15 protein-coding genes and 1 pseudogene are annotated in these 16,389 nt (G+C 38.6%); 1 reads left to right on the forward strand and 15 read right to left on the reverse strand.

Translation table 11 applies throughout. The annotated features are described in order from the left end of the window. Positions 1-397 precede the first annotated feature (397 nt). The gene (locus IGI49_RS19960; protein WP_429965821.1) at positions 398-2,839 is read right to left on the reverse strand and encodes a glycyl radical protein; all 2,442 of its coding nucleotides are present in this window, start codon (positions 2,837-2,839) and stop codon (positions 398-400) included. Between the two features lie 132 nt (positions 2,840-2,971). After that, positions 2,972-3,715: a DeoR/GlpR family DNA-binding transcription regulator gene (locus IGI49_RS19965; protein WP_207701896.1), complete on the reverse strand. Its 744-nt coding sequence runs from the start codon at positions 3,713-3,715 to the stop codon at positions 2,972-2,974. Between the two features lie 151 nt (positions 3,716-3,866). Here IGI49_RS19965 and IGI49_RS19970 point away from each other — a divergent pair, with 151 nt between their 5' ends. Further along, complete coding sequence (locus IGI49_RS19970; protein WP_429965820.1) at positions 3,867-4,643, forward strand: glycyl-radical enzyme activating protein; 777 nt, start codon at positions 3,867-3,869, stop codon at positions 4,641-4,643. A 171-nt stretch (positions 4,644-4,814) separates the two neighbouring features. On the opposite strand, the gene IGI49_RS19975 is transcribed toward IGI49_RS19970, so the two are convergent. From IGI49_RS19975 to IGI49_RS20035, 13 genes and pseudogenes are all read right to left on the reverse strand, one after another. After that, on the reverse strand, positions 4,815-5,513 hold the full coding sequence (locus IGI49_RS19975) for a M23 family metallopeptidase (protein ID WP_429965819.1): 699 nt from the start codon (positions 5,511-5,513) through the stop codon (positions 4,815-4,817). Between the two features lie 70 nt (positions 5,514-5,583). Next, positions 5,584-6,213 carry a TetR/AcrR family transcriptional regulator gene (locus IGI49_RS19980; protein ID WP_429965818.1) on the reverse strand — a complete coding sequence of 210 codons (630 nt, stop codon included), beginning with the start codon at positions 6,211-6,213 and terminating at the stop codon, positions 5,584-5,586. A 183-nt stretch (positions 6,214-6,396) separates the two neighbouring features. Further along, positions 6,397-7,659 carry a PTS galactitol transporter subunit IIC gene (locus tag IGI49_RS19985; protein ID WP_429965817.1) on the reverse strand — a complete coding sequence of 421 codons (1,263 nt, stop codon included), beginning with the start codon at positions 7,657-7,659 and terminating at the stop codon, positions 6,397-6,399. An 18-nt stretch (positions 7,660-7,677) separates the two neighbouring features. After that, complete coding sequence (locus IGI49_RS19990; RefSeq protein ID WP_207701900.1) at positions 7,678-7,971, reverse strand: PTS sugar transporter subunit IIB; 294 nt, start codon at positions 7,969-7,971, stop codon at positions 7,678-7,680. Between the two features lie 15 nt (positions 7,972-7,986). After that, positions 7,987-9,060 (reverse strand): galactitol-1-phosphate 5-dehydrogenase, encoded by a 1,074-nt coding sequence (locus tag IGI49_RS19995; RefSeq protein WP_429965816.1) that lies wholly within the window; start codon positions 9,058-9,060, stop codon positions 7,987-7,989. Positions 9,061-9,072: 12 nt separating this feature from the next. Then, a complete protein-coding gene (gene rpe, locus IGI49_RS20000) occupies positions 9,073-9,723 on the reverse strand; it encodes a ribulose-phosphate 3-epimerase (protein WP_429965815.1) in 651 nt (216 codons plus the stop codon). Then, positions 9,716-10,135: a hypothetical protein gene (locus IGI49_RS20005; RefSeq protein WP_207701903.1), complete on the reverse strand. Its 420-nt coding sequence runs from the start codon at positions 10,133-10,135 to the stop codon at positions 9,716-9,718. Before IGI49_RS20005 ends, rpe begins: the two co-directional genes overlap by 8 nt. Before the next feature lie 19 nt (positions 10,136-10,154). Further along, a complete protein-coding gene (locus tag IGI49_RS20010; protein WP_429965814.1) occupies positions 10,155-10,616 on the reverse strand; it encodes a PTS sugar transporter subunit IIA in 462 nt (153 codons plus the stop codon). Between the two features lie 23 nt (positions 10,617-10,639). Continuing rightward, positions 10,640-11,242, reverse strand: a complete 603-nt coding sequence (locus IGI49_RS20015; RefSeq protein WP_429965812.1) for an SIS domain-containing protein — start codon at positions 11,240-11,242, stop codon at positions 10,640-10,642. A gap of 14 nt (positions 11,243-11,256) precedes the next feature. Beyond that, positions 11,257-13,332 carry a BglG family transcription antiterminator gene (locus tag IGI49_RS20020; RefSeq protein WP_429965811.1) on the reverse strand — a complete coding sequence of 692 codons (2,076 nt, stop codon included), beginning with the start codon at positions 13,330-13,332 and terminating at the stop codon, positions 11,257-11,259. Positions 13,333-13,982: 650 nt separating this feature from the next. Next, a pseudogene (locus tag IGI49_RS20025) lies at positions 13,983-14,567 on the reverse strand (transketolase-like TK C-terminal-containing protein); the annotation flags it as partial. Then, entirely contained in the window at positions 14,566-15,255 is a 690-nt protein-coding gene (gene alsE / locus IGI49_RS20030) for a D-allulose 6-phosphate 3-epimerase (protein WP_429965810.1), read from the reverse strand. The gene alsE and the pseudogene IGI49_RS20025, both read right to left, overlap by 2 nt. A 31-nt stretch (positions 15,256-15,286) precedes the next feature. Next, on the reverse strand, positions 15,287-16,387 hold the full coding sequence (locus tag IGI49_RS20035) for a PTS fructose transporter subunit IIC (protein ID WP_429965809.1): 1,101 nt from the start codon (positions 16,385-16,387) through the stop codon (positions 15,287-15,289). Positions 16,388-16,389: the final 2 nt, after the last annotated feature.

The raw sequence follows: 16,389 nt of genomic DNA on the forward strand, positions 1-16,389 counted from the left end.
CTATTAAATGAGCCTTAAAATATAACAATTTATAGCCTCACTCGATTTATCAAATACTGATCTAATGTTCCACATTGTATATTTTTCATCCTATCAAGAACATAGAACTATTCCAAAAAAACAAAAAATAACGATCTTTTTGGATTATCAGAATAATCGCTTAGTGATTCTCGTTTTAATTAATTTGATATCGTTTTTTTATAAAACATTGCTTCGCTCTGACTAAAAAACTTGTACAAGCTTTCAACACTGAACATCTAGCTTGTACAAAGTCTGGCTTTTTCCTGTAAGGACAGTGCTCAATTTTGTTGGTTTCCTTTGATAATCTTCTCTTACTACAAAAAAACTGGCTTAACAGCTGGAAGCTGTTAAACCAGTTTTTATTGATTATTCAATTCTAGATAGCGTGTTCCGTCCGTTCAATAATATCATCCTGCGTTGCTTTCGACAGAACATTGAAGAAAGCCGAGTAGCCAGCGACCCGAACAATCAAGTCCCGGTGTTTTTCTGGATGCTTCTGGGCATCAATTAAGGTTTCGCGAGAGACGACATTGTACTGAATATGATAACCGTGCAGCTTGTTAAAGAAGGTCCGCAGCAGCATAATCAACTTTTGTTTGTCCTCTTCCTTAGCCAAAGTCTGAGGATTTACTTTCTGATTCAATAAGACGCCGCCGATAATTTCTTCGGTTCGCAATTTAGAGACTGATTTCAGTACTGCGGTTGGTCCGTTTTTATCCATATTATGGGAAGGTGAGCAGCCTTCTGCTAAAGGTACCCAAGCGTTTCGCCCGTCTGGTGTCGCCATAGTTGCTCGTCCTTGACCCACATTAGCTGAAATCGATGAGGTCCCTGAATAACGAGTACCACCAATAGGTCCTCGACCAAAACGAGTATTCGGATATTTTTTGACTTCATCAATGTAGCTGTCGTACGCTTGTCGCACCAGTTGATCAGGATAATCATCATCATTGCCGTATTTAGGAACATCAAAAAGAATCATTTGCTGGATTTCTTTACTGCGATCACTTTCGTAATCAGTCATTAATGCTTCCCATAGTTCCTCGGTTGTGACTTTCTCTTCTTCAAAAACCAGCTTCTTAATGGCAGCTAACGAATCAGCTAAATTGGCAATGCCTACTTGCAGACCAGAAATAAAGTCGTAAACTGCTCCGCCCTCTTTTAAGGTTTTGCCTCGACCGATACAATCCTCTGTTAAAGCAGAACATAGAATATCTGGAACTTCCTTTTCTAACCCAAGATCAATCGCATTTTCCACAATCACACTCATGCGAGTCAGTTCTCGCACTGTTTTATCCCAAGCAGTCTGTAATTCTTCAAAGGTTTGCATCTCTTTGAAGTGTCCATTCCCTTCTACAAAACGTTTACCAGAAACTGGATCAATGCCGTCATTCATGGCAGTCATCAGAATTTTAGGGAAATTCATGTAGCTCATTCCAGTACAGCGGTAGCCCCATTTACCGGGGACCGCTGTCTCGACACAGCCGATTGCACTATAATCATAGGCATCTTCTTCTGTGACTCCGATGTTAATAAAGGATGGAATGATAATTTCGTCATTATTAAACGCCGGCATCCCGAAACCAATCTTCATAACTTCAATAGCTTCATCCATAAAATGCTTATCTAGACCAGCATGATAGCGCACCGTCAAGTTTGGTTGCGGCAGCTTCGTTTGTGCCACACTTCGTAAAACCAGATAAGACAAATCATTGACAGCATCTTGTTTATCTCGTGTTTGACCACCGATCGTCACATTTTGGTAAATCGGACTACCCGCACTGCTGAAGGTGTGGGCCTGGCTGCGAACTTTATTCACGGTCAAGGTCTTAATCCACAGGTTGGTTAACAACTCAACTGCTTGATCTTCAGTTATGCTGCCTCTGTCTAAATCAGCCTTCAAATAGGGATACATGTATTGATCGAAACGGCCATAGGATAATGAGTGACCATTTGATTCAATTTGCAAAACTAGTTGAATAAACCACACTGATTGTATTGCTTCTTGGAAGGTTTCCGCCGGCTCGTTAGGTACCTTGGCACAAATTCGGCTGATTTCCAACAACTCGGCCTTTCTTTCGGGTGCTGCAGTCTCTGCTTGTTCCTTAGCCAGTTGAGAAAAACGCTCGGCAAATGTCTTCACCGCATCCAAGACCAGTAAGACCGCATTATAAAACTGATATTTGTTAATACTTTCTGGTTGGGTTAAATCTAAATTCTCTTTTTCTCTTAGAGTGCGTTCTTTGTAGCCCTTGAGTCCAACTTCCAGAACTTGCCTGTAGTCAACTGCTAAATGCGCATCTCCGGAGTTCATCTTGCCTTCCATTCCGAAAAATCCGGTTTCCATAAAGACAGAAACCTCTTCCGGTAGTAAGCAGCCAGCTTTGGCACGTAAATTATTGTTTTCCCAAAATGGCGCAATCGAGCGTAGCTCCTCTTTCGTTTGTTCTGAAATGTAAAAAACATCCCCATCACGTTTTTCAAACAGATCTAACTCGTTTAAAACAAATTCCATGGTATATTCTGGAAAAATCGGAGCATCCTTGTTGGAAGAGGCTTGATTACCTACAATCAATGTTTCATCTTCAATATAGATGGACATTTTTTCTAGAATGTTCTTTAGCATTAGAGCTCGCTTCATAACGTTGGTCTGATTCATGTTTTCCTTATAGGCTTCTGTTGCTAACAGAGCACGTTCAGCACAAATATAAGGCTTCTTAGTCAGTACAGACTCACGATAGTCGTTCATGCGATTGGTTAATGTTCCAAAATAAGGGTAGTTTTCAGCCGAGCTTTTTTCTTTTGTTTGAATACTCATTACGCTTCCTCCTTTTTTTCGTTCGTAAACATTATTGTTTCTTTCGTAACCATAATAGCATGGTAATAGAATACGCGTCAATTGCTATTCAGTCATTTAAAAATAAAAAAAATATTGCACAAATGTGCAATATCAGACAGTTATTACTTTGATATGGTGATTAATTAAAAAAGCTTGGTTCTCTGCACTGATTCCCGCATCGGTAAATACCTTGTTGACTTCATCAAAACCAAATTCGGATACTACACCATTCTGGGTAAATTTGCTGGAATCTGTTAAAACAATCGTATGATTTGCAGCGGTCGCCAGTGTCCTAGTAGTATCACAGCGAGTAATGTCACTGCCGGTAAAGCCGCGCTTTTTATCAAAGCCATCGATACCAACAAAAAGCTTATCAACGAAAAACTCACTAATTACCTTTTTAACCAATGGTCCTACATTTACCTGAGAATCTTTTTGATATTCACCACCAATAAGGATTACTTTAGCGGATTCAGCCTTGCGAATATAGGAAGCTATAAAACAAGAATTCGTAATAATAGTGATATCATTTCGATTGAAAGCCAATTCTTCTGCCAGCAACGTACAGGTAGAGCCTGACTCAATCATAATCACATCCCCATCGTTCACTATTTTACTTGCTTCTAAAGCAATCCTTCGCTTGAGATCATAATTCTGAGCCAAACGGAAATTGATATCGTCGGTATTATTTAGTAAAGCATAGCCATGCTGGCGGTGCAACAACCCCCTAGACTCCAGCTTATCTAAGTCTTTTCGAATAGTTACTTTAGAAACCTCCAATAGTTCTGAAAGTTCATTAACTTCGATTTTTTTCTTTTGACTAACAATCGAAAGTATCTCTTCTTCTCTAGACATTCAATCCCCCCTATTCTTTACCAGATTACCATATTTTCCAGCAGACAACAATCATTAAAGATAACCTATTCACTTTCATTCGAAACTAAAACTATTTACGTAAGGATTTTTATCTGTTAATATGAATTTGAATAAGAAAGGAGCCTTTGCCATGATGGACCAAGCATGTATTTTCAATATCCAAAAATTTAGTATTCACGATGGACCTGGAATTCGAACGGTGGTTTTTTTCAAAGGTTGCCCGCTCCGCTGTTACTGGTGTTCCAATCCCGAGTCTCAAGCTGGTGATCCAGAAAATATGTGGGACACTCAAAAGAAAGATTACGCCACTGTAGGGGAATACAAAAGCATGAATGAAATTATTGATGAGGTCATGAAGGATGAACCTTTTTACGAAGAATCCGATGGGGGCGTGACTCTTTCCGGCGGCGAAGTCCTCTATCAGGCAGAATTTGCGACCGAATTATTGCGGAAATTAAAGGAGAAAGGCATTCACACTGCCAGTGAAACAACTGGGTTTGCCAGACAGGAAGTTTTTGAAAAATATATTCAACAGGTGGATCTGTTGTACTTTGATGTAAAACACCATGATGAGCTGCAACATAAAAAGGGCACAAAAGTATCTTTAGCTCCAATTTTAAAAAATTTGGCATTTGCCTTGGAGCGTCATACCAATTTAATTGTTCGTATTCCCGTTATTCCTGATTTCAACGATGGCAGAGAAAATGCGGAGTCTTTTGCTCAGCTGTTTGATCAATTGGGCATTCAAAAAGTCGAGCTTTTACCTTTCCATCAATTTGGTGAAAAGAAATATGCATTTTTGGATCGAGAATATAAGATGCAGGATATTCCCCAGCTACACACTGAGGAGCTGGCTTACTTTAAAGAAATATTTGAACAACATCATATTGCTTGTCAAATTCATTGATAGCCTTAGGTGAAGTAAGATTTGAATCTGCTTCACCTTTTTGCTGCCTTAAATTATAAAAAAGAAATTGATGTATTTTTCTTGCATCTTTATTTGTAAATTAGTCATTTTAGTAAAAGTTTTATCGCTCGTTCTTTATTGTGTTGTCACTGATTAGAATCAAAAATTATTTTAATATAGAAATCTGATTCTGTCTTTATTGGTTGGAATTCCTTTGTCTACTTTTTTCCACTGCCCTTCCTGATACAGTTCATATCGCTCAAAAGCACAAGGTAATCCTTGGGCTTTGACAATATTGCTGCTGTCCATTAATTGAAAATGCAAATGAGGACCGAAGGAGTTGCCTGAATGCCCAACACGACCAATCAACTGACCCTTTTTGACTTGTTGGCCAGCTGCAACTTGTACCGAACCTGTCTGTAAATGGCACAAAGCGGCATAAACTTTTTCTACCCGCTTAATAATCACATAATTTCCAGCTACTGTTCGTGCATCGTCAATAACGGGATCAAAATGATTGGCATTTTTGTAAGCATTTATCAAATCAGTCCGTAAATTCGTGCGCTCTCGTTCGGGATAATGATCTTCTGCGAAAACAACTTCTCCATCAAAGGGGGCATAAATCTCTTGCCCCCAGCAATAGTAATCACTAATAGGTAATCCGGATACCAAATATTTTGGCAAGCTGCTGCGATAGGCTGGCCAGCCGCTGCGGTTCCAATCCACCTGAATAAAATCATACGCATAGCGTGTTCCCAATCGATCCGTCCCATGACTGGGTATCTTTGTACCAGGTGTATTTGGCGACTGCCATTCTCCCCGCAGAGGAAATTCAACAATTATCGGATCTTGTATTTCAGTGTTCTTCACGGAATACCCTCCTATCTTGAATTGACTAAGCAATACAATTATCAATATAACTAAAACAAGTGCTGCCTTTTTATTCATCTGCTGCTGCATAAACTAATTTCTTCAATTCTTTTAAATACTCATCCAGTGTAACAATGACCGCCTCTTCATCGAAATCTATACCATTGGATGACTTAATCTTCTCCACAATCTGGCTGGTAAAGCCTAAGTTGATCCACAAAATGAATTGCTTACACTTTTCATGATCTAGATCACTGCGAAATTTCGATTTATCAAGATTATCAAACAATTGCTGCTGACAAGTCTTTTGTTTCTCAACAGTCGCTAACCTTTGATTGATTTCAGCTGATTTTGTTTTTGCTGATAATTTGTCAAAATCAAGGATCCAAGGATAGCGTTTGATCAGCTGGAGCTGCAAAAGATATGACCAACGTAAGCGAACAAAGATATCTCCTTCTGAAAAATCCAGCATTTCAAAATACTCCTGCTCAAGCAAATCCGTGAAATAGTCATAAACTGCTAAAAAAAGATCCTGCTTGTTATTCACGTAATGAAACATCAGTGCTTTGGACATTTTAGCCTCTTTAGCAATTACATTGGTAGAAGAATGATCATAGCCTTTTAAGACAAACTCCTTCAAAGCCGCATTCAACAGCCTGTCCCGTCGTTCCTGTTCTAATTCCAATAATTTTTTATCCATTTATTGCTCCTTCCACCTAGCTGTTTACCTATTAGGTCAACACAATTATATCTTTGTTTATCTAATAGGTCAATATTTTTTATAGTACTAGAATTGTCATCTGTATATAATAGAAGACAAATTTCTTAATTGGTGCCTGAAAAAGCCCAAACCCTTTTGGCTTCGGGCTTCGGCACTATTTTATTAAGACAATAAACTTAACAAGTAATAAACAATCCATGAATACCACTGCGTTCCCACAGCCAAGGAGGTGATTTCGGTCGCTTCCCCCGGGATTTGATAGCCAATATCGGCTGCTAATCCAGTCATAATTGGTGCAGCAATTCCCGAAATATACAGGGTAATTGTTGCAATAAATATTCCGGTGATTACACCGCGAAATAGGTTCCCCTTCGAAGGCAAGATTGCAAAAATCATATAAAATGGCAGTGCGGTTAAATCAGCTAACGGCAAAGTTTTGTTTCCGGGAAGAATAAATGCCAGTACTAAAGTAATCGGGATCATCAACAAACCTAAAGACAATACAAAAGGGTGTCCAATTCCTAATGCAGCATCTAAACCAATGTAAATCTCTCGGCCTTCGAACCGTTTCTCCATGAATTCCTGAGCAGCTTCGGAAATGACAATCAAGCCGTCCATCAATAGGGAAACCATGCGTGGAATCAAGACTAGTGATGCAGCAATTGAAACAGCCGTAGTCAAGATATCAGACAAAGGCATTCCGGCAACAGCGGCTAACAAGCCGCCTATTACCAGCCCCATCATCATTGGTTCGCCAAAAATCCCTAGTCTTTTCTGAACATTCTCGGTGGTCCAATTAATCTTGTTAATCCCGGGAATCCGATCTAACAGCCAATTCATAGGATACCCTAACACTGCCCAGCCGGTTGTCTGCAGTGCCGGTAATGAAATTCCTTCCAAGCCTAAAACATCTGAAACATCTTTTTGCGTCATATCTGCTAATTTAAAAATAATTGCCATATTAATGACAGCACTTGCTACAGCCAAAACCATACTTCCTGTCGTCAGGTACAGCGCACTAGAGATAAATAATGGCTGCCAGTAATTCCAAATGTCGACGTCCATCGTTTTAGTCAAATTAAACATTAACATTAAAACATTGGTGATAATGATAGCGATAAAAACAAACGGAACAACGGGTGTCCCCCAGGCAATCGAGGAGCCAATTCCCCAGCCGATATCTGTGGCTGTTAAACTAAAATTGTACCGTTCAACTAAGGCTTTGGTTACTGGTGTGATAGCACTCATCATGACACCGGCCATTACATTAATTCCGATAAACCCAATCCCAACAGTCAGTCCTGCTTTAAAAGAGACCGACAGCTTCCTTCCAAATATAACGCCCAAAATAGTAATAATAATGGGCATCATCACACTCACACCTAAATCAATGATGTATTTGAAAAAGTCAAAAACAACTGACATTTCTTTTCCTCCTTTTTGCTAGAATTCTAAAATCTCACGCAGCTCTTGCTTTGTTTTATCCCGACCAATTCCGGTCAAAAATGAGCGGCCTAAGAGCACTGGCACATCTCCTAAATCAGCAGAAATAGTGGTAGAGCTGATGACTATATCTGGTTTTTTATTAGCAACCTTAGAAGGAATGTCGGAGACAATATATTGACTAATATCGTACTGAATATTATTTTCATCTAAAAACTCCGAAACCTTTTTTACAATAACTGTGGAAGTTGCAATCCCCGTCCCACAGCATACATAGATTCTTTTTCGATTCATTTTTTTCTTCCTTTCCTAGAACTCTTCAGGGAAAAACATGATTTTGCCAAAATTGTCTTCTGGTTTTTTATGCGTGACGGTGTCAAATATTTCTGGTCCCTCGGATAGTTTCAAGCGATGAGTAATCATTGATTTTAATTCCAATTGACCATTTTCAAGCAGCGACATAATGGTTAACCACTCCTTACCAGGGAACGGTGCCGAAACACAACTCCAGGCCCCCCAAACCTTCAATTCACTACGTACAATTTTTTCAAAATAAAAGCGTTCAATCATAATATCCGCATACGGAATTCCCATAAAGACTACACCGCCGCCTTTCTTGGCATAGGCGAATACTTGAGCGGAAGTAATGGGAGAGCCTGCCGATTCTACTACAATATCAGACATCAAACCGCCTGTATAAGCGGTAATTCTTTCTAAAGTCTCTTCCTTCAAAGAGTTTATGGTATGAGAGGCTCCTGCTTCTTCTGCCATTTTTAATGCCTCGTCAGCAATATCTACTGCAATAATTTTGGTTGCTCCGAATATCTTGGCAAATTTAATTGATAACAAACCAATATTTCCACAGCCAACCACAACTACAGTATCGCCAGCAGTAATATTCGTGTGGTAATAGCCATGCACCACTACAGCTGAAGGCTCAATCATAGCTGCCGATTCATAATCCACCGAATCGGGAATGGCCACACAATTTTTTTCAGGTAAACGAATGTATTCAGCATAGGCTCCACCATGGCGAGCACCAATAACTGTTAAGTTTTCACAACGAGCAAACTCCGATTTTTTACAGTAATAGCACTCCTCAACATCCAAATCAGCACAAGTAAGACAAGGAGCTCCTGCCACACGATCACCTATAGATACATGTTTTACCTGCTCGCCAATCTCTATGACCTCACCAGAAAATTCATGGCCCCAAACCATCCCCGAAACATAGGGTCCTAATTTTTTATAGCGTGACAGATCGGAACCGCAAATTCCCACAGCTTTCACTCTGATCAACACATCGGTTGGTTTTTTCAACTGTGGTTTTTTGGCTTCTTCATAACGCAAATCTTGTTTTCCATATAATTTTAATGCTCTCATTTTATGCTCTCCTTACTGTAACGCATTTTCTAAAAGCTTAAATTTTTCGGTTGAATCCCCTGAGAACAGATAGGATCCTACCACAAACCAGTTAGCACCCGCTTGTTGGCAAGCCTTGATATTTTTAGTATTTACTCCGCCATCCACTTGGATATTAATCGGCCGTTCACCAATCAACTTCTTCATGGCCTGAATCTTTTGGTAAATTGGCGAATACAGCTCTTGTCCACCTAAACCTGGATTCACTGTCATCAGCAATACATAGTCAATTTCATCTAAAACCAACTGAATACTTTCTATCGGTGTACCTGGATTCAACACAACTCCAGCTTTTGCTCCCAATTCTTTAATCAACTGAATGCCCCGCAACAAATGAACCGTTGCTTCTTGATGGATGCTAATATACTCCACCCCAGCTTTCACTAATTGAGGAATAAATTTTTCTGGATTTTCAACCATCATATGAACATCAAATTGAAAGGGTAAAATTTGTTTTAAGTCCGCAACCTGAGTTGGTCCGAAAGCAATATTTGGCACAAAACTACCATCCATCATATCTACATGCAGCGTTTCTATCTCTAACTCTTTCAATGCCATAACGTCGTGTTGCAAATTCCCAATATCAGCCCCGAATAAGGAAGGCATGATGCTATTTTTAACCAAGATGAAAATCTCCCTTCAGATTCTCGTATAAATTTTCAATCATTGTTTGTTCGCTGGCATAACTGCTCTTTCGATTAAAATACAGCAGTTGATATTCCCCATTCGACTGACTGGCAAGTTTAACCCACCGTTCATTCTTTGAAGGAATCAAAATATACCAGGGTAGTTTTTTCTTTTCCTGCTTCCAGATTTCTGATAGTTTCTTTACAGGAAGTCCCGGATTCATCAAAATTATTTGTTTGATACGGCCTGGGATGTAATACATGTAAATGACTTTGGAGTACAGAAGCAGTGATCCATAACAAGCGAACAGAACGAGAAACAACAGCTTGTGTTGGATTAAAAATGTTAATACACTTTGTCCCACTTCTCCTAACATACGATCATTAATTTCTTCAAAAAGGCTTTTCATTCTCCCGTACTCCTTTTCGTTAGTTTAATAATTGAAGAACAGCAGCTTCATCTTCAGCCTGAACAAGGGCCCTCATTTTTTCTTCATTCTCAATCAATGAAATTACTGCCTGAAGTGTCTCCAACTGTTTATTAGGTTCTTTAATCGCCAGCATAAAAACGAGACGAACCGGAACCTCCACATCTTCTGCACCCATCTCCTGGAAAATGACTGGTGTTCTTACTACACCGATAGCAATTGTTGCTTCAATTACATGCTTGCTATCGGTGTGAGGAATTGCAATACCATAATTTGTAGTGTTTAATCCCGTAGGAAATGCTGCTTCCCGTTTCTTAATAGCTGGAATAAAACTGCTTTTTACATATCCATTTTTAAACAGCCGGCAGCCAATTTTTTCCAACAGCTGTTCCTTATCCAAATCGATCTGTTCATCAAAAAAAACAATGTTCTTCTGCTTAATCATATTAACTAACTCACTCATTTACCGTTACCTTCCATTTTCCATTATTTGCCCAGCAAGCGATCTCCCACTGCACCACCAGGATGATTAATACCAAACTGCTCTTTTGTAAATTTGGTATAAGTCATCAAGGCTATGCACACCGCATCAAAAATCGAAATAACTGCCAATGTACTCGCTGTTGCCAACATATTAAAACTATCTGGTTCTTTGTCCACTGACACTTTGATAAATAGATCAGCAGAGTGACTAATGGCCGAAGTTTCATTTTCACCAACTCCGACAATATAAGGCTTTTGAGCTTTGATAGAATCCAACAAATGAACCAATTCTTTGGTATTCCCGCCTTTGGAAATTAGAATAACAATATCGTCCTCGGTAATAATCCCCATTGAACCATGCACAGCATCCGCTGGATTCAGATAGACTGCCGGAATACTGACACAGGATAATGAATGCACAATCTTTTTAGCACCAACCCCTGAAGTACCGCATCCGCTGACAACTACCTTGCCTTTTTTTTCACCAATTTTATGAACCAGAGTAGTTAAAACATCCAAATCAACAGTTTCACTTAATTTTGTAATGGCTGCTCCTTCAATAGCTAAAGTATTTAATATACTATCTTTGATTTCTTGGTTATTCATACATAATTCCTTTCTTAATTCACGATTTCTTTCAATAGTTTTAAAATCGATTGCTTCTCATTCGTATTTGTCATTTTTTCTATCATTACCGGTGATTCAGCAATTGTTAAAATATCAATAATCGCTTGATTGTGCTGCTTCTTGTCAATCGGAGCGATCATAAAAACAATTTTGAGTGAATGGCTTTTAGAATAGTAGAAACCCTTGCGTACAATCAGCAGACTAATGCCAATTCTCTTAACTCCTTCGCTTGGTAAAGCATGGGGAATCGCTACCTCTTCTCCCAAAATTGTGTATGGGTCCTCAAAGTCATGGCTGTCAATCACCGCTTGAATGTAGCTTTCCGTAACTGCTCCTTCAGCCAAAAGCGGCTGACCAGCAATCTTTAAAGCTTCTCGATAATCAACCACCTCATCTAGAATAGTAATTTTATTTTCCGAAAGAAACTCATATAGCCCCATGGTTTTATTACCACTGGTACGAATTCGATTTTCATTTTTAATGGGCAAACGTTCTCCTAAAATTTCCAGAATGCTGTTTTCGATTCTGACTGTTTGAGCATCAGGGATATATTCTCTTATTTCTCCCATAATTCGTTCAACAATAGTCGTACGATCTTCATCGCCAAAAACGTTCTTAAAGACCTGCGCTCGCAATTGCTGCTTTTCTTCTTCTGTCATCGCAGCCTGGACTACGAAGCAATTATCATAAGGATGAAAGTGTCCAATTGAAAAAATAATGTCTACTTTCAAATGACTCTTCTCAAAGGCTCGGTGTGACACGGGTTCATAAAAATAAACTTCGGGAAAAATCGTCATCAATTGAGAAAGCATTAATTGCGAGTAGGTTACTCCTTTTGGACAAATAACAATCGCTGTTTTCATTTTTGGGTACTCTGTTTTTCCCTGAGGTAGAATTTTTGACCCGAATATTAAGGAAATGTACATAATTTCGATATCAGGCAGCGGTACTTCCAATAAATCCTCTAAAGGCTTGAAACAATCCTCAATGATGGTATTTAGAAAATCATATTGAGCAATAACATTTTCCAAAAACTCCTTCTCATAAAGATCATTCTTTTCATTAATCAAATAGCGAATGCGATAATAAGCGGGTGTCAAATGATACATTAAGCTGTTTAAAATCAGCTCGCGATCCTTTAATTCAATTGAGGTTTTCACTTCGAAGTTATCAATACATACATTTAAAGCTTCTCTTAAACGATTGGTGATCGTTTCATTCACAAACTCTGCTGAAATAATTTTTGAAGTCAAAATCTGCAAGGATATATAGATCGTTTCTCTACGTCCATATTGTTCTAAACCCAGAGTTTGTTCGATTAAACGAACTTCTTTCAGTTGATAGATGTCTAATTCTTCTTCTGAAGTTTTCTCATTAACCAACTGTCCATAAGAAATCCGATTAAACACAATCAGTAAAAAGTATGGCAGTTGACTAAACTGTTCATCAGTAAAACGAATTTCCAGCTTTTGCTCGATTGCTTTCAATTTTTTCTCCATCGCTAAGCGTTCCACTCGTGTTAAACCAGAAAATTTAACCAAAAGTTGAGTTCCACTAGACATTTTGTTAACATATAAGAGAGTTTCTTTAATGAAATCTCTTATAAATAGTTCTTTACCAGAAAGTGAATAGCCTTGTGTACGAGAATAAACAACCTTAATTTTGTGGACAGATAATTTCTTTTTCAGCTTAGAAAGGTCTCGTAAAATCGTATTTTTACTAACCTTCAGCTCATAAGAAAAATACTCTAAGGATAAATCTAATGCTTCGTTGAATAACAATAGGGCAAGTATTGTTATTCTTTCGTCTTCTGAATAGAAAAGGTTAGGGTCTTTTCTTGCTTCTTCATCAGTTTGTATGAAGGCAGCAACTGATTCGTCAATGATAAATCCACCGGTTCGTGTTCGTTGTATACTTGGCAATTCATTTTCTTTTAGTTCACTGTTAATTTGACGCATCGCATATTTAATTTGATCCTTTGATAAATTTAGTTTGCTTTCCAACCCCTTTCGCGTAATGCTAGGGTTAGCAATCAATTCTGTCATTATGTTTAAATACCTTTCTTCCATCTTCAAACTAACCCCCTTTTTTCTTGGTACCTATCTGCTGCAAAACAATACATTTTCCTTATGTCCTTATTATAGATTTTCACCTTGAAAAAGTATAAGCGTTTTCATTCAAAAAATTCCCCAGCCATGTACCTCGCTTGGTGATGTTATAGAATGCACCGAATATTTCAAATGAATACAGGGAAAGCTTTAACTCATCTCAGCAAATTCAGTTATATTAATTATACATAGGTTATCTGCCAAGACTGAAATTTTTTTTTGTACTAACCAAAATAACTTTCAGGAACAGAAATTTTTTTAATTTGCTACGAAAATACCTGTACTTTTTCATGCCCATAATTCTCGCAGAATAGTTCCAGTATTCCGCTTATCTTTTATATAGATGATTTATCTACATTACTTTTATGACATGATGGGAAAGCTACTTCTACAACTTTTGTACGATAAAGATTCTTTGTCCAAAAACTTCCAAATTTATTTTGGATACGGTCACTAAACTAACAGCCGTTTGGCATTTTGCCAGTCTCTTTTTATTAACACGCTGCAGACTATTTACCCCCCTCACAAATCCTAGGTGGTTTTAAAAAAATGCAAAAAAATAGTGAAAAAGCATACAGCCTTCCCACTATTCTTAGTGTTATTTTTCGATTTTATTTTAATACTTGCATCACAGACTCTACTGTAAAACCATACTCTTTGATAATGGTATCACCAAGAGCACTCATACCAAATTTATCAATTGACAAGATCTTTCCTTGGGCACCAACATACCGTCCCCAACCGAAGCTTGTATCCATTTCGATTGATACACGAGCTGTCACTTCTTTTGGCAGAAAAGAGTTTTTATACGCTTCTGTTTGTTGCTGGAATAGTTCAAAGCTAGGTATGAAAACGACCGAGACATCTTTGCCTTCTGCGACCTTCATACTGACCAGGTTTAAAATCTTTTTCAGCTGCCACCATTTTATTGTTTGAACCAGAAAGATCAGCTGATCCGCCTCATGAATACGGGACCGCTTTTGATAATTTCTGAATCATTTCTCGGCTGGATACGTGACTAGCTTGACTGGATCCACCTTCATATTTAGGCAGAGCAGCCTCCCAGTCCACCGGCAATTCATCAGTAAAAGCTTGTTTGAATTACTGCGCCAATTCTGGATAGTCCTGTTCATAGCAGATAAACGTTCATCCCATTCAGCTTCAGCTCTTTCACCTTCTTCAATCACCGTTTTCTTATTTTATTGTTTTGCCAGTCATATCTTCATAATCTTTAGCCATGATAGCAAAAGCTTTTGATATATCTTCATCCAAGCCGAATAACCCGCTGCGTCCAACAATATAAATGTCCGGTCCAGCAGCATCAATCCGTTTGAAAGATTTGCGGTTAGAAGAACCATCCATTTCAATTACATAATTGTAGCCTTTTTCTTCTCGTAATTCCCGTAACGCAACGATTTTGTCTAAAGTACTCTCGATAAATCGTTGACCAGCAAAGCCGGGATCAATCGTCATGATAGTAATTTTGTCCAACAACTCGATATAAGGGAAAAGCATTTCAATCGGTGTTTCAGGGTTCAAAACGATTCCCGCCTTTAAGTCGGCATCATGGATTTGGTCGATTAGACGAAAAGCTAAGCCGTCTAATACTTCTGCATGCATACAGATCCATTCACATTTCATATCGACTAATTGCTGCACCCACAGACTAGGATTAGTAACCATCAAATGAGCCGACATAGGCAAATCGGTAATCTTGCGCAGCTCCTCAATGAACCATGGAGATAGCGTAATGTTTGGGACATAATGTCCATCCATAATATCAATGTGATAAGAATCTACCTTGTCATTCAAAAAGGTAATTTGTTCTTTAAACTTGTCTAAATCCATCGTCATTAAGGATGGTGAAAATTCTACTTTACTCATAACAGTCTCCCGTTCTTCCATTTATTTATTTCTAGAAAATTTGAATGTCATCCAAATTAATCTCTTCTTCTTCTTTCTCTACTAGACCTTCATCAACTTTTTGTGAAACGTCTTTTTTAATTACTGCCAGAACTAATCCGGTAACAACTGCATTCACAACAATCGCAATTACACCGGCCATTGGTTTGCTCATGGTTGGAATCATTAATATTCCACCAAACGGAACTGTCGCATCAGCACCTAAAATCATAGTGGTTGCTCCACCTACAAAACCTCCGATAGCAGTTGCTGCAACACCGCGAACAATATCATTCATGACTAAGGGGATAACGCCTTCAACGATGTTGATAACACCCATAGGAACCGCTGATTTCAAGGTTTCAACTTCTAAAGGAGTATAAATAGTTTTTCTAAACAATTTAGCAATAAAGTAAGCTAAGCCAAAGCCAATTGGTGTTGCTGTATTGACTAGCTGTAAAGCTGTGATTGGTCCATTTAGCCCTTCCGCCTGCATAGTTAATACAAAGGCAAAAACAGTCTTATTGATAGGACCGCCATAATCAATGCCACTTAGCAAACCAATCACACCGCCGAATAAAAGCAAGGAAGAATTGCCTAGTCCATCTAAAAAGTTCGTCAATAGTGAAGTCAAGGCCGCAATCGGTGCACCAATTATGTACACCATTATCAAGCCGCCAATAATTGAGGTTAAGAACGGAATAACCAGAGTTGGCATTAGGCCTTTAGCCCAGTTTGGTAATTTCACATATTTTAAAATTGCTAATACAAGATAACCTGCTAAATAGCCTCCTAAAATTCCGCCAATAAATCCTGCGCCAATCGCATTCGCCGTTAATCCAATGATAAACCCTGGTGCGATTCCTGGTTTACCACCGATTGAGAATGAAATCCCGGTTGAAATAACTACCGGTAATAGTCCTAAAGCTGCGCCACCCATGGTCGCCAGTGCATCCCAAATCGAGAATTCTCCTTGAACCAGCTGTCCTTGACTAGTTCCGCCGAATGCCATACCAATCGCAATTAGAAACCCTGCGCCACAGACAATCGGAATTAAATAAGAAATTGCGGTTAATAAGTGCCCTTTAAGATTTAACTCTTTGATTTTTTTCATCG

This window comes from Enterococcus sp. AZ071, assembly GCF_050499065.1.
Classification (GTDB): domain Bacteria; phylum Bacillota; class Bacilli; order Lactobacillales; family Enterococcaceae; genus Enterococcus_A; species Enterococcus_A ferrettii.